Annotated in this window: 17 protein-coding genes and 1 pseudogene; 2 read left to right on the forward strand and 16 right to left on the reverse strand. The window is 60.1% G+C overall.

The genetic code is table 11. From position 1 onward, the window contains the following. Nucleotide 1 precedes the first annotated feature (1 nt). The 16 genes and pseudogenes from tssJ to BC1002_RS30930 all read right to left on the reverse strand — a co-directional run bounded on the left by tssJ (nt 2) and on the right by BC1002_RS30930 (nt 21093). Complete coding sequence (gene tssJ / locus BC1002_RS30850) at nt 2-547, reverse strand: type VI secretion system lipoprotein TssJ (protein ID WP_013093898.1); 546 nt, start codon at nt 545-547, stop codon at nt 2-4. Nucleotides 548-688: 141 nt separating this feature from the next. Further along, nucleotides 689-1171 carry an Hcp family type VI secretion system effector gene (locus BC1002_RS30855; protein WP_013093899.1) on the reverse strand — a complete coding sequence of 161 codons (483 nt, stop codon included), beginning with the start codon at nt 1169-1171 and terminating at the stop codon, nt 689-691. 110 nt (nt 1172-1281) lie between these two features. After that, nucleotides 1282-2784 carry a type VI secretion system contractile sheath large subunit gene (gene tssC / locus BC1002_RS30860; protein ID WP_041735953.1) on the reverse strand — a complete coding sequence of 501 codons (1503 nt, stop codon included), beginning with the start codon at nt 2782-2784 and terminating at the stop codon, nt 1282-1284. A 47-nt stretch (nt 2785-2831) separates the two neighbouring features. Then, nucleotides 2832-3366, reverse strand: a pseudogene (gene tssB / locus BC1002_RS30865) (type VI secretion system contractile sheath small subunit). A gap of 208 nt (nt 3367-3574) precedes the next feature. After that, nucleotides 3575-5254 (reverse strand): OmpA family protein, encoded by a 1680-nt coding sequence (locus BC1002_RS30870; RefSeq protein ID WP_013093901.1) that lies wholly within the window; start codon nt 5252-5254, stop codon nt 3575-3577. Further along, nucleotides 5251-5937 (reverse strand): DotU family type IV/VI secretion system protein, encoded by a 687-nt coding sequence (locus BC1002_RS30875; protein ID WP_013093902.1) that lies wholly within the window; start codon nt 5935-5937, stop codon nt 5251-5253. The genes BC1002_RS30870 and BC1002_RS30875 overlap by 4 nt, the downstream gene beginning before the upstream one ends. A gap of 27 nt (nt 5938-5964) precedes the next feature. Then, nucleotides 5965-6585 (reverse strand): fimbrial protein, encoded by a 621-nt coding sequence (locus tag BC1002_RS30880; protein ID WP_238538031.1) that lies wholly within the window; start codon nt 6583-6585, stop codon nt 5965-5967. Nucleotides 6586-6598: 13 nt separating this feature from the next. Then, nucleotides 6599-9190 carry a fimbria/pilus outer membrane usher protein gene (locus BC1002_RS30885; protein WP_193373062.1) on the reverse strand — a complete coding sequence of 864 codons (2592 nt, stop codon included), beginning with the start codon at nt 9188-9190 and terminating at the stop codon, nt 6599-6601. Between the two features lie 261 nt (nt 9191-9451). Further along, nucleotides 9452-10225 (reverse strand): fimbria/pilus periplasmic chaperone, encoded by a 774-nt coding sequence (locus BC1002_RS30890; RefSeq protein WP_013093905.1) that lies wholly within the window; start codon nt 10223-10225, stop codon nt 9452-9454. 90 nt (nt 10226-10315) lie between these two features. Continuing rightward, a complete protein-coding gene (locus BC1002_RS30895; protein WP_013093906.1) occupies nt 10316-10864 on the reverse strand; it encodes a fimbrial protein in 549 nt (182 codons plus the stop codon). A gap of 252 nt (nt 10865-11116) precedes the next feature. Further along, nucleotides 11117-11767: a response regulator gene (locus BC1002_RS30900; RefSeq protein WP_013093907.1), complete on the reverse strand. Its 651-nt coding sequence runs from the start codon at nt 11765-11767 to the stop codon at nt 11117-11119. 685 nt (nt 11768-12452) lie between these two features. Continuing rightward, nucleotides 12453-13880 (reverse strand): basic amino acid/polyamine antiporter, encoded by a 1428-nt coding sequence (locus tag BC1002_RS30910; protein ID WP_013093909.1) that lies wholly within the window; start codon nt 13878-13880, stop codon nt 12453-12455. 68 nt (nt 13881-13948) lie between these two features. Beyond that, nucleotides 13949-15385, reverse strand: coding sequence for a basic amino acid/polyamine antiporter (locus tag BC1002_RS30915; RefSeq protein WP_013093910.1), 1437 nt, complete (start codon nt 15383-15385; stop codon nt 13949-13951). Nucleotides 15386-15563: 178 nt separating this feature from the next. Beyond that, nucleotides 15564-17066 carry an efflux transporter outer membrane subunit gene (locus BC1002_RS30920; RefSeq protein WP_013093911.1) on the reverse strand — a complete coding sequence of 501 codons (1503 nt, stop codon included), beginning with the start codon at nt 17064-17066 and terminating at the stop codon, nt 15564-15566. Beyond that, the gene (locus BC1002_RS30925; protein WP_013093912.1) at nt 17063-20122 is read right to left on the reverse strand and encodes an efflux RND transporter permease subunit; all 3060 of its coding nucleotides are present in this window, start codon (nt 20120-20122) and stop codon (nt 17063-17065) included. Before BC1002_RS30925 ends, BC1002_RS30920 begins: the two co-directional genes overlap by 4 nt. Next, nucleotides 20119-21093, reverse strand: a complete 975-nt coding sequence (locus tag BC1002_RS30930) for an efflux RND transporter periplasmic adaptor subunit (RefSeq protein WP_041735962.1) — start codon at nt 21091-21093, stop codon at nt 20119-20121. Before BC1002_RS30930 ends, BC1002_RS30925 begins: the two co-directional genes overlap by 4 nt. Before the next feature lie 858 nt (nt 21094-21951). Between BC1002_RS30930 and BC1002_RS30935 the strand changes: the two genes are divergently transcribed. Both BC1002_RS30935 and BC1002_RS30940 read left to right on the forward strand, forming a co-directional pair. Continuing rightward, the gene (locus BC1002_RS30935; RefSeq protein ID WP_041735687.1) at nt 21952-22329 is read left to right on the forward strand and encodes a hypothetical protein; all 378 of its coding nucleotides are present in this window, start codon (nt 21952-21954) and stop codon (nt 22327-22329) included. Between the two features lie 522 nt (nt 22330-22851). After that, nucleotides 22852-23370: a hypothetical protein gene (locus BC1002_RS30940; protein WP_041735689.1), complete on the forward strand. Its 519-nt coding sequence runs from the start codon at nt 22852-22854 to the stop codon at nt 23368-23370. Nucleotides 23371-24341 lie beyond the last annotated feature (971 nt).

Consider the following 24341-nt stretch of genomic DNA (forward strand, 5'->3'; position numbering starts at 1 on the left):
ATTAGTCTGACTTTGAAATCGAAACAGTGCGCTGGTCAAGCTGGATCGTCAGCTTCTGTTCCTTGTCTGGAAGAGCCATCCTGTACCATGCGGCGTCGGGCGCGACTGGCAACCGGTACACCGCGCGCCAGACTGATTTCCCGAGATCCCGGTAGCCGGCCAGCACGCCAATTGCGGTAGTGACGGGGTTCGACTTGCGGACGATCTCGCGTGTGTCGCCGGGACGCAGAATGAATTCGTCGACGACCAGCGCGTCGTCGCCAAGGATTTTTTTGTCGTCGCTTTGCAGCGTGAAAAAGTCGGCGGTTTGAAACGCCGTCGGCGACTTCAGTTCGTAAACCCGCACGAGGATCGGCGCCGCCGTTCCCCACTCGTTCGGGTTGACGTTCTCGTTTGCCGCGATCTGAAGCCGGAGGGTCGTTCGCTCCTTGATAACAGGAGCCGGCGCGCTAGCGCACCCGGACAGCCATGCGCTTGCCCCACTCAGGGCTAGCCAGCCCCCGATACGCAGCCATATCGCGAAGCGGGAAAAAAAGATCGAAACCATCTGACGGTATCAAGGTGATCTCGCACTTCGCCCTGAATCAACCAGGATGCCTGCATCCAGCCCGGCATCCCGGCTAACAGCCTTGACACAGTTCACCGGACAACAGAGTGGTGGTGCCAGGATTCAGGAAAATGTGCGACTTTAGGCTGTGTTCTTCTTGATATCGAAGGTCGCCGTGATCGCACCACCGCTACCGCCTTGCGCGTTCTGCACCACATACTCCTGCTTCAGACGAGCAAAGGACAGACGCACTGATTCGCGCGGACGCGATTCGCTGTCGCTGACACCGGAGGGATGCACCGAGGTAACCAGCACGTCGTGCATCGTGAATTTGATGTACTCGAGCGGATTACCCCCGGCCTTACGCACGACCAGCTTCGCTTCGTCGATGTGCTTACCGGTCAGGCAGTATTGCGTCAGATTGGGCGTTGCACGATCGATGAAATGCTCGAAGGTGAAGTCTTCGACCGTTGCTCGGCCGGCGCCGCCGCCGGAACCAACGTGCATATTCGATTGCTGCGTAACGCCCCACCCCCAGCTCAGAACATCGATTTCGTCCTTGTGGCTAGCGTCCGCCGACTCACCATCAATCCCGTTAATCTTGAGAAAGATGTCTTGCGCCATAAAAGTACTCCTTGGTACACGTTAGTTTTAAAAGTTGCTCAATGAAAGTCAGGCATATTTAGTGAGCGCCTGTCCGTCGCTCAATCACCGCATAAGCGGTGGACGCCAGATCAGGCGGCTTCCTTCACGAGCGGCAGCTTCGCAACGAGACGCAAAGAAACCGTCAGACCTTCGAGCTGGAAATGCGGACGCAGGAAGAATTTCGCCTGGTAATATCCCGGATTTCCCTCGACGTCCTCGACGACCACTTCGGCGGCGGCCAGCGGTCGACGTGCCTTGGTTTCCTGGGACGAATTCGCGGGATCAGCGTCGACGTAGTTCATGACCCATTCATTGAGCCACTGCTGCATTTCGTCGCGCTCCTTGAATGCGCCGACCTTGTCGCGCACGATGCACTTCAGGTAATGCGCGAAGCGCGAGCACGCGAACAGATACGGAAGACGCGCCGATAGATTCGCGTTCGCCGTTGCGTCCGGATCGTGGTACTCGACCGGTTTCTGCAACGATTGCGCACCGATGAACGCCGCGTAGTCCGTATTCTTGCGGTGAATGAGCGGTATGAAGCCACTCTTGGACAATTCCGCTTCACGGCGGTCTGAGATCGCGATTTCCGTCGGGCACTTGATGTCGATGCCGCCGTCATCCGTTGGGAACGTGTGACACGGCAGGTTTTCGACTACACCACCGCTTTCCACGCCGCGAATCAGCGTGCACCAGCCGTAGTTCTTGAACGAACGGTTGATGTTGACCGCCATCGCGTACGCGGCGTTGGACCATACATAGCATTGATGATCCGCGCCGTCGGTCGCCTCTTCGAAATTGAATTCGTCGACTGGATTCGTCTTGACGCCATACGGCAGACGCGCAAGGAAACGCGGCATCGCAAGGCCGATATAGCGCGCGTCTTCGGAACTACGCAGCGAGTTCCAAGGCGCGTACTCGAGGTTTTGCGTAAAGATCTTCGTCAGGTCGCGCGGGTTCGCGAGTTCCTGCCACGAGTCCATCTGCAGCACGGACGGCGCTGCGCCGGTAATGAACGGCGCATGCGATGCTGCCGCCACCTTGGCAATCGAGCCCAGCAGGTCGACATCGGCGGGTGTGTGATCGAAGTAGTAGTCGGCGACGAGACAGCCATACGGCTCGCCACCCAACTGCCCGTACTCTTCCTCGTAGATTTGCTTGAAGAACGGGCTCTGGTCCCACGCAATCCCTTTATAGCGCTTCATTGTGCGCCGCAGGTCGTCTTTCGACACATCCATGAAGCGGATCTTCAGCTTCTCATCCGTTTCCGTGTTCGCGACGAGGTGATGAAGTCCACGCCACGCGCTTTCAAGACTCTGAAAGTCTTCATGGTGGAGAATCAGATTGATCTGTTCGGATAATTTGCGATCGATCTCCCCAATAATCGACTCTATGTTTTTATATGCGTCGTCGGACACCGTTGCCGAGGTAAGCAGCGCCTGCTGAGCGAGCGTCCGGACAGCTCCCTCGACAGCTTCGCGCGCGCGCTCCGTTTTGGGCTTGAATTCGCGCGACAGGAGTGCGTTGAAATCGGACTGATTGGTCACGCTCGCCGTTGCCTTGGTGCGCGTATTCGCTTGAAGTTCGGCCATCATTTCCCCCATCGTTTCAGGCTGTGCTTTCGTGCCGAAAGCTAAATTCATTCGTTGGTCAACGGCTCGCCGGTGGAAGCCGCTTCCGGTTTCGGCGCCTTGGCGAGCGCTTCGAGCAACGCAGGGTCTCTCAACACCTTGCTGACCAGGTTTTCCGCGCCACTCTTGCCATCCATATACGTTTGCAGATTGGCGAGTTGCGTACGCGCCTCGAGCAGTTGCGCGAGCGCGTCAACCTTCTTCGCGACGGCTGCGGGCGAGAAATCGTCCATGCTTTCGAACGTGATATCGACCATCAGGTGACCTTCGTTCGTCAGCGTGTTGGGCACCGCGAACGCGACACGCGGTTTCATGGCCTTCATTCGCTCATCGAAGTTCTCGATGTCGATATTGAAGAACTTACGATCGCCGACGGCGGGCAGCGGTTCGAGCGGCTTGCCCGACAAGTCGGCGAGGACGCCCATCACGAACGGGAGTTCGACTCTCTTTTCCGAACCGTAAATTTCGACGTCGTATTCGATCTGGACGCGGGGGAGCACGATTACGTGCGATGAATTTTTGAGAACTGGTGGAAGCCGACATAGTGCTCTGAGGTTATTGCTCAAATAAAATAGGAAACCGTGACATCGCTCGTTTTCACTGAGGAATGCCGCAATCCGATGATGTTATGTCTCGAAGCAGCGTGACGATATGGGCGGTTGCCCAAAATTCGGTTTCGTTTGCAAAAACGAATGACCGGTTTGACGTGCCACGTAAGCAGTCCCCGGAGGGATGCCCGCGGCGAGTACCTTTAGTGCGTGGTTGAATCGGGAATCAGGGATATTTCGACGCGACGATTCATTTCGCGCCCCTGACGACTTTCATTGCTGGCAATCGGCCGCGTATCGCCATATCCCTGAATGGCGAAACGTGTGACGGACAGCGAAGCAGTGTTGACGAACCAATCGCGGATGGCCTGCGCGCGTGCCTCGGACAACTTTTGATTCGCGACGCTGGGACCCACGTTGTCAGTGTGACCCGCGATGAGAATCCGCTTGTCGGGATTCGCGCGAATCAGATCGAGAACGCCTTTGAGTCGTGGCTCTGCACCTGGCTTGAGCGTCGTCTTGCCGGTGTCGAACAATAAGAAGTTGTCGATCGTCACAGCGAGCGGCGGCGAATGCGCGGCAATCGATGGGGAATGCGACGTGGCGGTCACGCGTTCAAGCGCGACTTGCAACTGCTTGTCCCGATACAGTCCCCAGCCGAGTCCGGCCGGCAGACCGTGGCTCGCGTAGCGAGCCGGCTCGGCGGAATGTGTGCGCAACGATTCGAATCGCTCACGCTTCGCATCCGCACGGGCTGTGGGTAGATGCGCAGAGACCTCAAGGTCGTTGGCGACTCGCGCTACCAACCTGCTGTTCGACCATGCTGACACACCAATCGCTACAATCAGGAAGACGGTCGACGCAGCCACCGCGTGCAGCATTGCGGAGTACGACCGGCCCCGCTCGCGCTTCGAGACCTGAAAGCTTTCGTCCCGCACAATGGTCGTGAGTAAAGGCAGAGACAGCGGCTTCGGCGGGGACTTCGGCGTCATCAGCGGCGGCCGCAGGGTGGTTTTGCCGGTTAACCATCGCGACCAGGCGCCGGGACGGATCGGTGGGTGTCCGATATCGGCCAACAGCAAGCCACGCAGCGAGAACGGCGCAGTGTTCGCAAGCGATGAAAGTATCGATAGCAGCGCCGCATCTTCTAACCAGTCGAATACTCCATACCCCAGACCGGCACGCGACGCACGTTCCGGGTGTGCCACAGCGAGCCATGCTTGATCCAGCTGTAGCCTGAGTGCTTGCATATGTTGCGGCGCGGTTACGGTCGCGGGCTGCATCGTCGACGGATTAATTGCATCGCCGAACCAGACCGGTTCCACTGCGGGGTCGTCACTCGCGCCGAGATATGCGTAGATCGCGATATAGCAGGGTAAGGCGAACGTCCGGAAACCGAGGCTCGCGCCAATTTCGCGCTTCCAGCGGGAAAATTCGCGGCGAATCACCGCGTCGTCGCACTCAGCGTCCGGAACAACGGGCATCAATACGGCATCCGGCGAACGTTGATACGACTCCATCACCGTGGCCAACACGCTGGACAGCGCCCCGGGGGACCTGACATGGAACCACACCGCATCACCGTTACGGCGCAGCGTGGATGACTGGCCATCACGTGCAAACAACGCACCGGCATGCGGCCCGACGACAAGAACAATCGATAACTCACGCACGTTCCCGAGTTGAACGTGCTGGCCCCGGTGGGTCGGCTTCGATCGCCCGTAGGCTGGTAAAACCGCCGTGCCCACCCCCGTCACCAGAACAAGGCTAAGCACAACGTGCCACGGCGGTTGGAGAGCAAGCGGCAAAACCAGCCATATCAGGCCAGCAACGAAAACAGCGATCCAGATCAGCGCCGCTCGGTAGCTGTTTCGGGAAATCATTGCGTACTCTGCTGGGACGATGATTGAGGTAGACCAGGTATCGCAGCGTCCCGGCTAAGGCCCAGCACCGCCCATAGTGACGCGACGGCAATCGCGCCAACAATGAACCCGGCGACGGTCCTGCGTAAATGTGGGACGTGTGATCTGTCCGACGGCCGAATTGAATTGGACAATGTCATTGCGGTATCCGGTACGTCGGATATGGACAACACCGCGGTGTCACATCTATGCGAATTCGACGCCGATTTCGCACGCTTCAGATATGCGTTCGTGTCTCCCCGTCCGCCGTCGAAGCCCAGCCCCAGCAACACGCTGTAGAACTCGAGCCAGGCGAGATCCCGGCCGCCGCCATTCACCACGGCTTCGATCCGTTCCCACACCAATGCTGCGCCATCGCGCACGCCATGAAAACGCTTCTGCAGCGGGTCACGCAACCATTCCTCGTGCTGTTTGGAAGGCAATGCATGCAACGTCAGCTCATCTAGCAGAACGCACTGTGCGAGGCTGACTTCCTTGATATCGGTCGCCGGAAAGCTTCGATCCTGCATTTGTTGCTGTAGCGTCTCGACCAAGTTGCTACAACGCGCGCGCCAAAAAGGAATGGCCGGCATCTCCGCGCCGTCGGATAGCAGTGCTGCATGCAACGCTGTCGCACGCATCAGCGCGACTATTGAATCAAACATGATATAAAAGTAGGCGCGGCGGCTCCCTCAGGGCATTTCGATGACGTAAGTCGCGAATGTACTAACAGTGCCAGCCGTGGCTCGGCCCGTTGCGTAATAGCTGGCAATGAAATCGACCGGCGTCGGGTCCGTAGAGGTGATCGGAATGACTTTCATCGTGGATCGGTCGCCGACCTTGATCCGCGATCCATCCGCATTGGCAAGCGTGACCTGTACATTCATTGCCGATGTCGTGCCGCTCCCGTTCTGCAGGTCCAGATTTCCCGTATTGGGATCGGTCGACGAACCGCTCTCGAAATACACGCGCGCAGCCGTCACGCCGCTTGGGCATTGGATCGTGATGGTGAAGACCTTTGAGCCATTCGCCACTCCGGCCCTCGGTAGCGATTGCGTCGAAAGCCTTGGCAACGTGACCGTCATATCGGGCGAACTGACCAGCGAACACGTCGTCGCGTTGTAGGTGCCCCTAAAATTGAGCGTGACCGAAGGCGAGCCTTGCGCATGTACGCAAACTGATCCCAACAGCGCACCCGCGATCAACCCGGCAATTGGTCCGGCAATCCGAAAGTATCTGCAAATATTTTTCATTCTCTGACCTCCACTGTCGGCGGAATCATCTGAGCCGCAGCGCTGGACCTGATCGGACATGGGCCTTCGCCCTTCAACGAAGCGAACTGACAAGCGCCGCGTCCGCTGAACGCCGCGCAACGGGCTTTGCCGGCGGAGACCAAACGAGCGCTGGATCACAACTCAGCTTGATGCGCGCAACGATCCCCGAGTGATGACTGCTGTCTGCCTTGTCGTCGTCCGGCACCGTGTAGGGCATCACGCACTGCTCTGCTGCGCGGTTGCCCCAGCGCACCAGCAGCTTGCCTTCGTGCTCGAGCCCGCGCAGGTATGCGAGGCCACCCTGACCGACGATGCCCACCGACTTCTCGGATTCATCGAACAACTCGGCGCCCATCGGCATGGCTTTGCCTTCCCGATCCAGGACCTCGGCGAAAATCGGCGTACCCTGCGTGGTCGCAATCTTCACCTTGACGAGCGAATTCGCGCGCGGCACGACTTCCTCACTCGTGTTGCCCAGTTCAACGTCGAGCGGCACGTCGCTCGGATCCAGTGCGACCGTGTTGACCCGGTATGGTGTCAACGAAGACACCACCGCATAGCCGTGGCCGTCGATTCGCGCGCCCTGGCCATTGATGATCCGGCCACCTTCTGCGCCTTTCGCTTCGACGAGCGCGAACGCCTGACCGAGTGGCGGGCTCAGCGTGACGCCGCCACTGTGAATGACGACCGCGCCGTCGGCGTTAAATGCGGCTTGACGGGTCTGATTGCTGATCGATCCATTGACGTTGTAGGTACCGAACGGCGCGCGATACATCGCGTAACCACCCGCGGAAACGGTCCGATTGACGCCGGCGACGATCCGCGATGCGTTGACACCATAGTTGATCGGCGTGGCTCCGGTCGTGTTGCCCGACGCAGTGGCCTGTATCGTGCTGTCCCCGTTCGAGCTGCGCGCAACATTGGTGGTCAGGTAGTCGAACATATGATGCTCGTTCGAGTCGACCTTACCGAGCGGAATCGTCAGGTTCAAACCCACCTGCGTGCTGATCTTCGAGTTTTGCAGGCGCGTGCGTTGCGCATATAGCGAGTAGGACACCCGCTTATATGCGCTATTGAAGCCAACCTGGTATTGGAGATCGTAGCCCTTCGACGCGCCCCAGTAGTTCTGCGAACTGCCGGCGATATAGAAAGAGCTCGACTCGCCGATTGGCTGATTGACGTTTAGTTGCAGCCGGCTGCGCGTGCGGTAGTCATACTGACCCGTGATGTCTCGCGAGCCATACCTCGCGTACATCGCGTCATGAAGGCTATAGAAGCGTGCGGTCGAGTAGCGGTAGGCCGCAACCGAAAAATTTGTGTTCGGCCCTGGAACAAGCTTGCTGTAGCTGATCCGGGTACTGTAGCCGGAACGACCACCGGACACGCCGGGAATATTCGTTCCCGCCGCCGTTACGTCAAACGCGAATGCGCCGAGCGGGGTATTGAGCGCGACACCCACCAGGCCAGCCCAGTAACCTTCCGCAAACTGTGCACCGGTGTAGCCGGTCAACAGGTTTGTCAGGCCGCGCTGATAAATCGCCTGCGCCACCCACGGATGGTTATTCAGCACGGTATCGCGATAGACACCGGTTGTCAGATTGAAACGTGAAACGCCAGGCCGCAGCAACTGCGGGACGGACGCAAACGGCACCAGAAAAGTCCGCTGGCGGCCGTCGGATTCTGCGATAGTGACCTGAAGATCGCCGCCATAGCCGGTAGCCGGCAGGTCGCTCAGTTCAAATGGTCCCGGCGGCACGCTGGTCTCGGCCACGATGATGTCGTTCTGACGGACGATGATGCGTGCGTTGGTATCGGCCACGCCACGCACAACCGGTGCGTAGGAGCGCATGGAATCCGGCAACATGCGGTCGTCGCTCGAAAGCTGTACGCCACGTACGTTGAACGAGTCGAAGACGTCACCGCTCGTCGAGCTGTCGCCGATCGTCAATTGACTCTTAAGCGCCGTGACATCGTGCTGCGCAAACAGCGCGACACTTTGCCAATGTGCGTCGGGACTCCGGTTCTGCAAGCTTGCCGTGGACCACTGCCGGAAACGCCAGCCGTTCACGTTGAATCCGCTTTGCAGGCCGAGGTAGGCACTGCTGAAATCCCCGCTACCATTGTTCTGGTGACTCGTATAGCTGGCGAGACTGTATTGCACGAAGCCTGCGTTGATCCCGTTATCCCAACGGGACGGATCGACGTAACCGGCAGCCTCCGTGCGCAGTTCGATTTGTGGAATCGACAGATCGAGCTGCAGATCAGCGGTGTTGAACGACGCAAGCGATCCTGGTACGGCTTCCGCCAGCGGCACGCATTGCGACGACGCATCCGTATCGTCGAGGTCGCCCCTTCCGGCTTCCTTTAACCGCTCGATTACGCGCTCTGTATCTACGCCAGCCCGGTCCAGGCTGGACGTCGTGAAGCAGGGCGTTGCGATATCCGTGTCCGGCACCGCCTGAAACACGACATCGAAGCGTCCACGCTTCTTACCATTGACGATCAGTTCGACCGGATAAATGCCTGGAGTAACGGGATTGCCCCGCGTGTAGCGCGACAGATCGGCGACGTTGCCCGTAAAGAACGCGGGATTGAACTCAACTTCTTGCGGAACCTCCGCAGAGTGCCGATTCGATGCCGGCATGCCAGATGACGCATCTGTATGCGCGGCGTCTCCGTTGGCATCGACTTCCTGTTGCGGCAGCTCGGACGCAGAGCAGTCACTGGGCGGCGTCGCGCCGCCCGAATCCGGAGCACATGCGGCGAGCGCGGAATTCGCGGAAAAGATCCAGCCCGACGCTACGATTGCAGCCCACGCCAGTGGATGAAACCGGAAAGGGACATTACTGAATACTTTTTCAACTGCTGTCTTACTATTCCGCACGCCCGACATCCCGTATTCCAATTATTGATTCTTTTGCGCTTCCGCGCTGTGCGCACTTGTCACTTCCGCCGAGTCCTTGATCGCTGTACCGAAATCGTTCAGAACCGTGAAGGAAACCGTGGCAGGAGCTTTGATATCCAGCTTTCCATCCTGCGGACGGAGATCGACGTGTCCGAACGGGGGTGCCATGTCGGGCAAAAGTGCAACCTTGCTGCCTGCCGTTTCTACTTCTGCCGTTCCGACGGAAACGAAGTAGGGCGACGGGTTGTCGAGACGAACGACCGTCTGACCTTTGTCATCTGACTCAACATGCCACTTCAGTTGAGCTCGCCCCGCCGTTGGGTCATCTAGCAATGATGCGGGCCGGTAGAACATCTTGATACGCGTACGGAACGCGAGCTGGATCATGTTCCGGTCATCAGCGTCTTTAGGCTTGGGGGGAATTTCCAGAACGTTTAGCCAGTAGACGGACTCACGGTCCTTCGGCATGTCGCCGCCCGCGAACATGATGCGCAACGCCTGACCTCTGTGAGGCTCGACCCGAAAAACGGCCGGCAGCAACGTGAACGGCACCTTGATTTCATTCGGCGCAGCTGCCGCATCGCCGTCGTCCAGCCACGCTTGGACCAAGACCGGACGACTGTCAACATTGTTCAAACGAACGTTGACTTCGCGATTTTGTGCCGGATAAATAACTCGCGTACCGGTAATGGTGATAGCAGCTTGTGCGGCAAATGAAGCCGCAGTTAAGGCGACAGCTGCGGCGAACAATATTGGGAACTTTACTGGAGACACTCGCTCCTCCACGCAACAGATAAGCGGAATGCCACGTCGGGCTGCCTTCGAAGTAGAAAAGCAACCCGATGCCATTCGGCTCAGATTGGCTTACTGGTATGCCAACGTGTAGCGAACAACAGCCGTCACGTAACCGGCCGTGGCTTTGTTCGTTGCGTAGTACTGGCCAGCGTAGTACATCGTTGCGGTACCGTCGGTCCCGACATTAACGAACTCGCCCGTACTGCCCAGCGGAAGCACCGACGCTTTGCCACTCGCGAGATTGTGATCAAGCAATTGAACTTCGACGTTCCCGGCCGGCGAGGTGGTTGCCTGGTTAACGGCATTACGCGTAACCGGGTTCATGTTCGTGGTCTCGAAATGCGCCGCGACCTGTGTCAGCGTCGCCGGGCAATTCGACACGGAAATGTTGAACGGCGTGGAGCCGCCGACGGAGCCAGCGGCAGGCAGCGTCTGCGAAGACACGCGAGGCAGCGTGACCGTTTGGTCCTCGTCACCCGAGTTGATCACACAGGTGTCGTCATACAGTTCGCCGTTAAACGTTACCTGACCTGCGCCCGGTACAGCTTGAGCGAAAACCATCGGCGTGACGGACAGGCCAGCCAGCGCGATCATGAGTTGCGTCACTTGTTTCTTCATTGGATTCCTCTTTGTTGCTATTTCAAAACTACACCCCTTGTGACGCCGGAGCTCCCAGCGATCGTCAAGGCAGAGGAATGATGTCATTGAAGAAGATCAGTGTTAATGGGCCGATACCCAAAATGAAAGACCACATTGGACAGCCGACAAACGGTGCGTCGATTCATCGAACTGAATCGATGTCAGGGCGACCATACGACAGGGAAAGGCGCTACGAGAACTACTGAATTCGCCTGAGAATTTCGGCAATCGCTACGAGCAAGACCACTCGCGCACGATCGTGACGAGTTCCACGTCGTTTCTGGCACCCAGCTTCTTCATGCCAGCGTTCTTCTGATTGCTAACGGTCTTGGGACTGCGATTGAGCCGCTCGGCAATTGTGGCGATCGACATTCCGTCGCAGATCATTCGCACGACCGTCGATTCATTTTTAGATAGTAAATGAAGAGAAGATCCGCCTTCGGCTGCGCGCGTCTTTGCGCGCAACATCTTGCTCGCAATGGAATCAGGCAGAAAGACGCTCTTATTTTTGGCGGCACGAATGGCAGCGGTAAGGCTGACAAAGCCCTCCGGCCCCTTACCGACAAAACCGGCCGCCCCCGCATTGAGCGCAGCCGAAATGATGTGCGTGGAAGAATGCGTGCTCAGAAAAACTACGCGTATGGCTGGAGCGACACGCCGGATCCGGTCAAGAAGATTGAGACCATCGGCATACGGATCGCCTTCGAATTCGTAGTCGCACACGAGCACATCGACGGGCACTTCCACCAACAGTTGGAGAAGCTGCCCAATAGTTTCGCTCTTGAAGCAGACCCGCATGTCCGGACAACGCTGAAGAAGTTGCTCGACGCCGAGCAGAATGAATGGATGATCGTCGGCAATAGCCACCCTGATTTTGCTCACTCGGACTCCATACCACGCTGGTGAATACCCTTCTCGTGCCGACACACCTGCATGCTTTGTTACCAAAGTACGATGTCATTTCGCGCCGTTACATGACGAGAAAGGCGCTGGACATCTCGCGCATGCCACTTGTCGAAGGTTCCCAGACCACTATTCTTTTAAATCAATCGAAAGCGCTGAGCAGGTCGGTGTGCTTTGGTGAAACCAAAGCAATTTTTCGCATGCAACCCGGCATGCACCATCGTGAAGACGGAATAGCGCAACGCGCCCCGCTCAGCAGCGAGGAATTCAATGATTCCCGCCTTGCACTTAGGCGGATACTACGGGGCGCTAACAGGGAAAAAAATCAGCGAATTCCTATATGCGTCTCCGGTACAGGGAGTCCGTGGGTCAAGGTGGTCTACAGACACGCTCGAGAGCGGCAATCTCCGCACTGAAATACTCGCGCGGGTGCTGATGAAGGAACTCGAGCACGAGGACGCGTGGAAACGTGGGCCACAAACCGGCCTACTCCAGAATTCGGTGGATGTTCATGGACGTGATGGCAACGCGGGGCGGACGGAAGAAGGCGACCTGCCCGCCCTTGCCGGTCGATGCAAGGAAAAGTTCGCGGCAGCCATTGCCCCATTTCGCAGGGCGAACGGCGACAGGCGAGATTAAGTGTGGGGCACGCCTTAAGGGAACCTTAAACCCCGAAGTGATTGCGCATGAGATCGGCGAACGCGACCAGCGCGGTAAGCAGAACCACGATGAACAGCCAGCGTTCCGGCAGCGTAAACACAGGCCGCTTCCCCTTGCGACGCTCGGCGAGGTAAAACCACGCGGTCGCCGCCGTGTAAAGCACGGTCGACATCAACAAATAATGCAGACCGCCCGCGTACACGAGAAGGAGCGCATAGACGCAGCCGATCAGCGCGAGCACGAAATCGACGCGCCGTGACCACGGCTGCCCCGCATACGATTCGCCGCTCGCCGCCAGCTTCAAGCCATAGCCGGCGACGAACAGATATGGAATCAGGCTCATCGACGTCGTGAACTCCTTGGCCAGCGTGAACGCTTCTTTCGAAAACAGCGTCACGATCAGAAACGCCTGGATCACGAGGCTCGTCATCCATAGCGCGGCGACCGGTACGTGGTTGCGGTTTTCTCGGCCGAGAAACGCGGGCATCGTACGGCTCTTGCCCGCCGCGTGCAGAATTTCGGCGGCGAGCAGCGTCCATGCGAGATAGGAGCCGAGTACCGATATCAACAGGCCGAGCTTGACCACGATCGCGCCCCACGCGCCGACCGCGGCGCTCAGCACGCCAGCCATCGACGGATTTTTCAGCGTGCCCAACTGCCCGAGCGGCATCACGCCATACGACAACAACGTGACCATGACCATCAACGCAAGCACGCACAGAAAGCCGAGCACGGTCGCGACGCCGACGTCGCGCCGTTCGCGCGCATGCCGTGAATAAACGCTCGCGCCTTCGACGCCGAGAAACACGAAGACCGTCCCCAACATCGTCTTGCGCACCTCATCGAACAGCCCCATCGCCGACGGCTTGGGATGGGTCCACAGATTCGCGATGAACATCTGCCGTTCGACGCTCGATAGCACCAGCACCGCGAACAGTCCGAGCGCGAGCAGCTTGGCGACCGTCATCGACGCATTCGCAATCGACGAGCCCTTCACGCCGCGCAGAATCAGAAAGTGAAACACCCAGATCATCAGCGAGGAACTGACGATCGCGCTAAACGTATTGCCGGCGCCGAACGAGGGCACGACGATCGCTAGCGCCGACTTGATCAGCACGAGATAAGCCACGTTGCCGAGACAGCTGGCGCACCAGTAGCCGAACACCGACAGAAATCCCGTATAGCGTCCGAACCCGACGCGCGCATACGTATAGACGCCGACGTCGAGTTCCGGCTTGCGCCATGCGAGCCGTTGAAAGATCAGCGCGAGTATCAGCATGCCGGAGCCGGCGATGGTCCAGCTGATCAACGAACCGACGACGCCGGTGTATTTGCCGAGCGCCTGCGGCAACGAAAAGACGCCGACCCCGACCATCGAGCCGATCACCATCGCCATCAGGCCCGGCGCTGAAAGTCTGACGCGCTTGTCCATGCTGCGATCGCTCTCCCGCGAACACGTTCCGACCGAGCCGCGCTCGCGCGACTACGATGATCGACCGCTCAGATGACGATCGTGCCGCTCGCGAGGCCGATCAGCGCGGCGATCGCGCCGCAAGCCGCAACGGCAAAGATGACCCACTCGACTTTCGAAAACACCCGCAGGCCGCGCTCGCGTTTGGCCACCACATACAGCACCGTACCGGGCGCATAAAGCAGCGCCGATAGCATCAGGAACTTCAGACCACCCGCGAACAGCAGAAAGGCCGTATAGAACGTCGCGAACATCGCGACGAAATACTCGGTGCGCAACGCTCCGCTCAAGGTGCCGCCATTCTGTCCACTGTCGTAACGCGCGGCCTTGATGCCGTATGCGGCCACGAGGAAATAAGGAATCAGCGCCATCGAGCTCGTCAGATTGAGCATCAGCGCAAACGCATCGGTCGACCAGTACGTGCTGATGACGAAACACTGCACCACGGTACTCGTGAGCCAGATCGCGGCGACCGGCAGCTTGCGCTCGTTTTGTCGAGCGAAGAGGCGCGGCATCGTCTCGAGGCGCGCGGCGGCGAACAGCACCTCGGCACAGATAAGCGACCACGCGAGATACGCACCGAGGATCGAAATGATCAAACCCGCGCTGATGAACACGACGCCGAATGGGCCGAGCAGCGCGCCGAGTACCGCGGCCATCGACGGCTGGCGCATCACCGCGAGATCGGCGCGCGGCAAGGTCGCGTAAGGCAGCAGCGTCACCAGCACCAGCAGACACAGTACGGCCACGAAGCCGGTGATCGTCGCGGCGCCGACATCCGAGCGCTTTTTCGCGTAGCGCGAGTACACGCTTGCACCTTCGATGCCGACGAACACGAAGACGGTGACGAGCATCGTCGCGCGAACCTGCGAGAACAGGCCGTTGCCGAGCTGATCGTTGCCTTCCCGCAGATTTGCGTGAAACATGTCGGCGCGAAACAGCGCGATCAGTATCACGATGAACAGCACGATCGGAATCACCTTAGCCACCGTCACGATCGTGTTGATCATCGTGGCCTGCTGAACGCCGCGCAGCATCACCAGATGAAACAGCCAGATGCCCACCGACGACACGATGATCGCGGTCGCCGTATTGCCCTCACCGAAGACGGGGACGAAAGCGCCGAGCGTCGATTTGATCAGCACCCAGTACGACACGTTGCCGAAGCAGCCGGCCATCCAGTAGCCGAATGCGGATAGAAAGCCCGCATAATCGCCGAAGCCCGCGCGCGCATACGCGAACACACCGGCATCGAGCTCGGGCCGTCGCTGTGCGAGCGCCTGGAACACGCGCGCCAGCGCATACATGCCGATGCCCGCCACGCACCATGCAATGACCGCGCCGAATGGTCCGGTCGCACGCGCGAAATTGCGCGGCAACGAGAAAATCCCGGCGCCCACCATTGAGCCAACGACCATCGCGGTCAATGCGGGTAACGACAGTTTCGTCTCGACCTGGGTTGTCATCGTTCACCCTTCAGAGAAGCTGATTTCTTCCAGAAAGGGACTGACGCGGAGCCGGTGCGCGTACGCCGCGCATCTCCTGTTAGTCCTCCCGACTGAAGCCAACGGCCTGCGAGTACGCTTGCTACGCGTTGATGCAATTCATCGCGCATGCGATGTGAAGCTATTCACCCGATCGTTCTCACTGTGAAGCCGGCGCCGGTGCGTTCGCGGTGGCGGGCGCGGGCGCCATCGATGCTGGTTGATTCGAGGCCACTGGCGGATTGGCCAACCAGCCGCCCCCCATCGCCCTGAACAACGCGAACTGTGCCTGCAGCTTGCCGACCTCTTCCCTCGCCTGCGACGACTGGCTTTCGAGCAGCGCAACCCGCACCTGATCGATATCGACGCGGCCGGTATCGCCGAGTTCGTAGCGACGTCGCACCTGGCTCAGCTGCGCGGCACGACGCGTGACTTCTTCATTGCGCGCCTTGAACAACTCATCCTGCCGGTTCAAACGCGCCAGCGCACGGTCGACGTCATAGAACGCGCCGAGCGCGGTCTTTTCGTAATTGAACATCGCCTGCTGCGCCTGCGCATCCGACGACTCCACCTGCGAGCGCCGCGCGCCGAAGTCGATCAGCGGCATCGCCATCGCCGCGCCGAATAGCCAGAACGTGCTGGCCCCGAGGTTTTGACCCGCGAACTCCCACCCATTGCGCGCTAGCATGCCGCTTAGCGATATGGTCGGCCAGTAGTTGAGCCGCGCGACATCCGACTGTCTGACCGCCGCATTCACGCGCGCCTGCGCCGCGATCAGATCCGGGCGCCGCATCAGCAGATCGACGGGTTGGCCGGGCTCGATGTGCGGCAGTGCGGTCATCAGCGTGTCGCTTTCATCCAGGACTCCGGCGAAGTCCGCTGGCTGCACGCCGCAAAGATTTTGCAAATTCAACCGCGCCTGTGCGATGCCGTTCTCCAGGTCCTGCATACGCGCATCGACCTGGGCGCGGCCAGCGCGCGCCGCTTCGATGTCCGTACTCATCACGAGGCCCGCGGTAAAGCTCTTTTCGGCAATGTCGACGAAGTCGTCCGCGATTGCGCGGCTCTGCAGCAGGATCGTGCGCTGACGCAGCAGCCCGCGATACGTGACATACAGATTCGCGACACCCGACACCACGCTCAGGCGCACCGCCTGCGCATCGCCCGCGGCCGCGCGTACCTGCTCACGTGCCGCCGAGAGCCGCGAGCGTCCCTGGCCGAACAGATCGATCTCCCATTGCGCCTGCAACCCGACTCGCCAGAACTGCGCATCGGTATTGGTGATGCCGAGGAACTGCGCGAACTCGAGCTGAGTCTCGCCGCCGTGGAACTTAGCGCCGCTGACGCTCGCACCGACCGACGGCAACAGTTGCGAGCGAGCCAGCCGGATCCCGGCCTGCACCTGATCGACGCGTGCATAAGCGGTAGCGATGTCGAAGTTGTGCGCGAGCGCGACTTCGATCAGTTTGTTCAGCGTCGGATCGTTGTACTGGGTCCACCATGCCGCGAGATCCTGCGCGGACATCGGTGTCGCCGCGCCCTGTTGCGCCTCCGAATACTGCGGCGGAAACGCGGCGGGCTTTTCCAGTTGCAACGAACCCGAACAACCTGCTTCGAGCAGCAGCGCCGCGATGGCGAGAAGACAAGGGCGCGCGCGGATCATTTTGCTTCCGGGTGTCGGCCCGGCTCCCATTCCGCCCGCTTGATCGCAAACAGCATCGAGTACAGCGCCGGCACGGCGACCATCGTCAGTATGGTGGCGAAAGCAAGGCCCGACATGATCGTAATCGCCATGTCCTTGAAGAACGGGTCCCACAACAGGGGCGCCATACCGAGCGCCGTCGTACCGGCCGACAGCATTACCGGACGCAGACGGCTCATCGCGCCGTGCGTCACCGCCTGCATACGCGGCACGCCGGCGGCGATTTGCGCATCCATTTCTTCGACGAGCACGACGCCGTTCTTGATCAGCATGCCGATCAGGCTCAATAGACCGAGCAATGCCATGAAACCGAACGCGCCACGAAACAGCAGCAGTCCGAGCGTCACGCCGCAGATCGACATCGGCACGACGAGCAGCACGACGAGCGCGGGCTTCAGGCGCCCGAACATCATCAGCACCAGCAATGCCATCGCGATGAAGCCGAGCGGCAGTTGTCGGAACAGGCTCTGCTGCGCGCGCGTCGACGATTCGTGCTCGCCGCCCCATTCGAAGCGGTAACCCGAAGGCAGCTTGATGTTCTCGATGCCCGAGCGTATGCGGTTGAAGGCGTCGACGCTGTTCTGCCCATAGATAGGGTTCGCCGATACCGTGATCGTGCGAATCCGGTCCTCGCGCGCGATCTGACCTTCCTCGGTCCCGACCGTGAAGCCGTTGACCACGTCGCCGAGCGGCACGTAACGGCGCAGACCCGCGCTGAACACCTGCAGGTCCTGCAGGCCCGCGACGCCGCGTGTGTAGTCGGGCGAGCGCAGCACGATCGGCAGCAATTGATCGCGCTCCCGATAGATGCCCGCGCGCAGGCCTTCGGTTGCATAAGCCATGGTGTCGGTGACCTGCCGGCGCGTCACACCGAGCGAGCGCGCGCGCGACTCGTCGAAATCCGGCCGCACGATGCTGATCGGGTTCTCCCAGTCGTCGCGGATCGCGATGATACGGCCGTCGGCCTTCAGCACGTCCTGCGCTTCCTGCGACAAGCGACGCAGCACGGCCGGATCGGGACCGGAGAAGCGCGCCTGAATCGCCGCGCCTCCGCCGGGCCCGAAGTTCGGCCGCGTCACCGTCCAGTGCTGCTCTGGGAAGCGCTTCTTCAGATCTGCTTCGATGTTCGGAAGCATGACGTCGATCAGGCGCTGATCCTTCGCGCCGACGATGAACTGCGCGTACGACGGATCGCGCGTCTCCGGATCGTAGACAAGGAAGAAGCGCGTCGCGCCCGAACCGATATACGTCTGCACGTTGGTGACGTCCGCATGCTCGAGCAGCACCTTCTCGACTTCGCGACTCTTTTCGACGACCGCGCGAATGTCGGCGCCGCGCGGCAAACGCATATCGACATAGAAGATCGGCGTCGTCGACGCCGGGAAGAAGCTCTGCTCGACGAAACGGAACGCCCAGCCCGCCAGCACCGTCAGCGCAACGAGGCCGATGACCACCAGCACGCGCCGTCGGGTGACCCATGACAACAACTCGCCATAACGCCTGTATAGCTTCGCCTTGAACGGGTCTTCATCGATGATGTCCGCGGGCTTGAAAAGATAGGTGCCGAACAGCGGTGTCAGCGCAATGGCGATTACCCAGCTAAATAGCAGCGAAATCGCAGCGACGGCGAACAGGGACGCGCAGAATTCGCCGACCGCATCCGGTGACAGGCCGATTCCCGAAAAAGCCAGAATCCCCACGATGGTCGACGCGAGCAAAATCCATTGGCTTTGTTTGAGGATCTCTGTCGCCGCCTCGAGATGCGACTTGCCTCGCTGCACCCTCACGAGCATGCCCTCGACCACCACGATGCTGTTGTCGGTCAGCATGCCCATCACGATGATCAGCGCGCCGAGCGATATCCGCTGAAGCTCGATCCCAGCCGCGTACATGACGAGCAGCGTGCCGAGAATCGACAGGAACAGCTCGATACCGAGCACGACCCCCGCGCGCCAGCCAAGCCCGATGCCGAGCGCAACGCCGACGATCGACACGGACAGGAACACGTCGAAGATAAAACCGCGCACGCTCTCGTCGACGACCTGCGGCTGATCGTAAAGCGAGTACAGCTTGATACCGATCGGGCGGTCGCGCTCGAGTACGGCGAGCTTCGCCTTGATCCTCTCGCCGACTCTGACCACGTTGACGCGCGGTCGCGCGCTGATACCGATCGTGATCGCGGGCTGGGCGTTGTAGTGAATGACATGGTTCGGAATCGTCGCATAGCCATGGCTCACGCGAGCGATATCGCCGAGCAGCAGCGTGCCGGGCGTATTGTTGACGGGCAGCGATCGGATGGCCTGCAGCGAATCGAGCGAGCCGGTCGGCGCGATCCGCAACGACAAGTCGCCGACGCGTTCGCGGCCCGCGGGCCGAACCTCGTTCTGCAGGAACAGCGTCTGCGCGAGATCGTCGGTGGAAAGATTGTTGGCGATCAGTTTCGACTGGTCGACGTCGACCGAGATCTCCTCCTGCTGCTGACCGGCGATCACGATGTCGGACACGTCGTCGAGCGTCAGCAGTTGGCGGCGCAGTTCGCGCGCGTACGCATAGAGTTGCGCCTGCGTGTATCCCGCGCCGGTCAGCGCGTAGAACATCCCGTAGACGTCGCCGAAACGGTCGAGCACGAGTGTCGGCCCAGCCCCCGGTGGCAGCCGGACCTGTGCATCCGACACAGAATTGCGCAATTCGTCCCACACTTGCGGCAATTGCGCCGACGTGTACTGGTCGCGAATCTGGACGCGGATTTCAGAGTAGCCAGGCATTGAACGCGAGGTCAGCTTCTCGACCTGCGGCATCTGCTGGATCGCGCTTTCGAGCCGGTCCGTCACCTCCTGCTCGACCTCGTGCGCACTCGCGCCCAAATACAGCGTCACGACGACCGCGGTCTTGATCGTGAACTTCGGGTCTTCGAGCCGCCCGATGTTGTAGTACGCAAAAAGGCCGCCCAACAGCGAGATCAGCGCCAGAACCCACGCGATCAGCGGCTTTTCGATCAGGGGGCGCGCGAGATTCATTGAGGTGCATCCATTGGGCGGACCGCCATTCCCTCTTTCATGAACTGCGAGCCGCCGGCCACCACGCGGTCGCCCTCCGCGACCGCACCCGCGACGACCACGTCGTCATTGCGAATTTCGCGCACGCTGACCGGCACCGCATGCACACGGCCGGAGGCCGCATCGTAGCGCCACAGACTGCGCTGACCGTCCGCGCCGATCGACACCGCCGCGATCGGAATCGCGAAGTAGCCGAGGTTGTCGCTTTGCGCGACTTGCCGGGCCGTGTCGGACATCTGTACGCGCAATGCCATGCCGGGTAACAGCATGGCGCTTTGCGGTCCTTCGATGGAGAACACGAGCCGGTAGGCGGCCGAAGTCGGCGAGGTCTGCGTGGTCCGTTCGCGGAACACTAGCGCGAAGCGGTTCTGCGGCCGTTCGGGCAGCCACGCCTCGGCTCTCAGCGTCTTATCGACGAACAGCCGTTCGGCAATGCTCTGAGGCAGATCGACGCCGACATCGACACGGCCGACGTTTTCCAGATTGAACGCGGGTGCGCCAGCCTGCACGACCTGCTGGATTTCGATGTTGCGGCGAGCGATCCGGCCGTCGAATGGCGCGACGAGCCGGGTATTGCGCAGGTCGCGGCTCGCCATGTCGCGTGCCGCGCGTGCGGCATCCGTGGCAGCCGACAGCTGCTCATAGGCAGCCTGCGACAGAATCCCGTCCTTGCGCAGCACCGCCTGGCGCTTCAGGTTGTCGCTCAGCTGCTGATACTGCGCGTTCGCGCGTTGCAGTTGCAGCTTGTAGGGTTCTTCATCGATACGCGCGATCACCTGCCCGCGTTTCACGGATGCGCCTTCGAGCACCGCGATCTGCACGACGCGGCCCGATACTTCGAAGGCGAGCGGCGAGATGCTGGTCTGCTCGACTCGCCCGGTAAAAATGCGAATGACGAAGGCGTCGGCCGGTTCGACCCTGGTGAGCTGCACGGCTGGCCTCGTATCGCCAGTCTGTGTTTCGGTCTGCCGTTGGCAGCCCGACTGTGAAACGGCGAGCGCACAGGTCAACGCGCATGACAATACACCGGTCAACAGGACGCTGGCTGTTCGGCGAGGGCGCGGTGCATCGGAGCGGTTTGCGTTCATGATGTCCTCGGCTGACTGCTGGCGCAACCCGTGTCGTTCACCCGATGGCAACGTAGCTCGCGGGCCGGCGGATACGGTGCTCTACAGGTTGCTCATGAATTCATAGGGGTCCATAGCAGTGGACCGATGAGTGCATTCGCTGCGACTTCCACGGCCGGGGAACAGCGGCATCGCGTCTGTCGGACCGGCAATGTCATGCGTCGTCATTCAGGCTCCGTTTATCGGGCATCCTGTCTAACCGCCAACCTGCTTCACCACGCCGAAGAAAGACTAAGGAAATTGACAAGTCCGCCATTCATGACTTTGCGCAGTTCAGTAGTGGTCTGCCCGTGTCATGCGCGCATCATTGTCCCCGCTCACAGTTCGTCACAGGCATCATGGCCGATCAATGCGTTTGCCGTCAATCGATTCGCAACTTACTGCGGGCACCCAGACTTGGTCCCATGGTTGCTTCAACTTCTGTTGTCGAAATATAAGCATGGCTATTCTGTCTTTGCCGATGGAGCAGCCGTGTTTGTTAAATCGGGATTCATTCTCATTGGAGCCAATGCGCACCATGGCGAATGGCATTGGTCGCACCAGCGACTTGCCGGGCGTAGAGTCCGACCGGCGCGACGCGTCATGACATGCTCGCTCGCATCGCGGATATCGCGGTGCGCAGCACTCCATCTGGTCGTCAGCAGTCTTCTGTCCCGCTGCGCGATGATGACCGTCAACTCGCAAGGCCCCGGGGAGTACATCGCGATGCGCCACGGCGATATTCTGTCGACCGGCCGTCTGAGCGCCGCGACGCCAGACACGCTGCAAATCGCGGCAACCGATGGAAACACCTGCCAACGCGAGCCGCTCGATTGCATCAATCCGATCTCGACCGCCGGCGGAATCGATACCGACTGGCGATTGTCGAGCCTCGCCGAACTGTCGTTGCGGAAGACCATCACGAACACGCCAGCCAACGCGAGTGAATGGAGCGATGCGCAATTCGATCTGTCCGGCTACCCGAAGGCGGCGCGAACCGCGCGAAGTCATTCCGGCGTCGCGGCTGTCGTTCGCCGGGATACGTGGCATTTATCGACGTGATGATTTGGGCGCCGAACTCGTTGCGATGATGAAGGTGCCGCCGGCTGAAGACGACGCCGATGCGGGCGGCGATGCCGATGACGAAAGAGTAGCAACGCCGAGACCGATACCGGTGTCTCGTCACGGGCCGCAGGACGGCCGAGGTCGGCATCGCGCTATTTCAGTGAGATGCCGTCGCCGAACGTCACGACGTTGATCTGGTTCAGCCAGGGCGCGCTCGAGTAGGTGCTTGCCTCACATGATGTCGTGCTGTCCGTCTACGATCCGTATCGCGAAGACAGTGTCGAGCGACACGGGGCGGGCTGTGCCACTTTCGGCACCCTTCAGCGCGGGCGATGGCATCTGGCTCGCGCGCTCGGGTTTCGCCGAGCAATCGTTGCGCACGCCGTATCGATGCGCCGGGCATCTACATGATGCAACCCTTCGAACCTTTCGATCCCAGTCGACGGATCATTCTGATGTTGCATGGCCTCGCGAGCGGCCCCGAGGCGTGGGTCAACGTCGCCAGTGATATTCACGGCGATGCGCGACGCCGGCGTCGCATCGGATGGTGCTTTGTCGACTTTCCGCGACGCGCTTCGGGAGACGTTGAAAGACAACTGCGTGCCCGAAGGGACCGACATCGATCGTGAGGACGAGCGGCTCAATCGGCTACTGAACTTCACACCGATGCGGCAAGTGGAGCACGCCATATTGATCGCGGCACCCCACCAAGGCACACCGTTCGCGACCAACCGGCTGTCGCGCTGGACGGCCAACCTCGTGCGTGTGCCGCTCGCCCTACAAAACGAAATCGCGGAAGTGATGGGAACGGGGACGAACGTCGGACTGGAAGGTCAGACGTTCCACCCGAACAGCATCGAGCCGCTGCGCGAAGCCGATACGGTGATTCGCGCGACGTCGCAGTTGCCGATCAGCCGTCAGGTTCGCTTCCATTTGATCATTGCGTGGCGCCGCGAAAGAGGGCCGCTCGAAGATTCCACGATGGCGTCGTCCCTTATCGCAGCGCGCCTCTCGCGGGCGCGCTGTCGGAGAAGGTGATTTGTTGCCGGGCGCAGTGTGCGGGAGACGCCGGAGGCCGGGTTTGGGAAGTGACGGCGGAGCGGCCAGGCGTCCTTTCACGACGGCCGTGGGCGTGGCAGTCAGCGGCAACCCCTGGGAATTTATTCGCTACAAATTACGTATTAAATGTTACGAATGCTAGAAGGCGTGAGTGCAATCTTGCGCGCGATCCCCACTTGGTCGGAGTGACGGGGTATCGTGCACCAATTAGGCTGATTCGCGTGAAACAATGGCTCGTTGAATTGAAAAATCTGTTTTAAAACAATAAGTTATGATATGCGAAAGACATTTACCAATGTTTCACGAGGGGCCAATTGGCGAGATCGGCCGAAGAATCGCGGGTTCGCGCTCGGATTGGCTAATACTCGCTCGTTTTTCGATATTTAGTTCGTAATAGTCGGCCTCGCGTTCCGCGCCCCGTATGTTATGGGATTTTGCTCGTGGTCGACTCATGGAAGCTGGAGTTGGCGTCGCGCTCAGTGATGGACGGTGGCGCTGCGTTTGTGGAGCTTGCGGGGCGCAATTGTCTCGCTCATCGATGTGAGAAGAGTGAGCCGGACGACGACTCTTCACGTTGACGACGATTTGCGCATTTGCCCTCGCCGATACTGCGAACGATCGTCCAGCGGGTTGATTTCCGATGCGCCGGGAGCAGCGTTGTCAATTTCGCGCGACCGCAGCGGCTGGCGCAGGCTCAACCAGTAGCGCGACTTACGGGACCAGAACGGGAAGATCGGTTCGGGTCGTGGAGCCGCGTATGTCGTGATGTGGGCAAGTCGATCGGACGACCTGCCGCCCCCGGTTAATTGTCCGAGAGTGGCTTCTTACTGCCGACGTTGTGGGATTGCTTAACGCGCGTACCGCCGATTACGCAGCGGCGGCAGGCGGTCCGGGTTGACTTTCTGGCCGTCGGCCGACTGTCTGGATCTGCAACGGGATGTGATTCGGGG

The organism is Paraburkholderia atlantica, from assembly GCF_000092885.1.
In the GTDB taxonomy this organism is placed as follows: domain Bacteria; phylum Pseudomonadota; class Gammaproteobacteria; order Burkholderiales; family Burkholderiaceae; genus Paraburkholderia; species Paraburkholderia atlantica.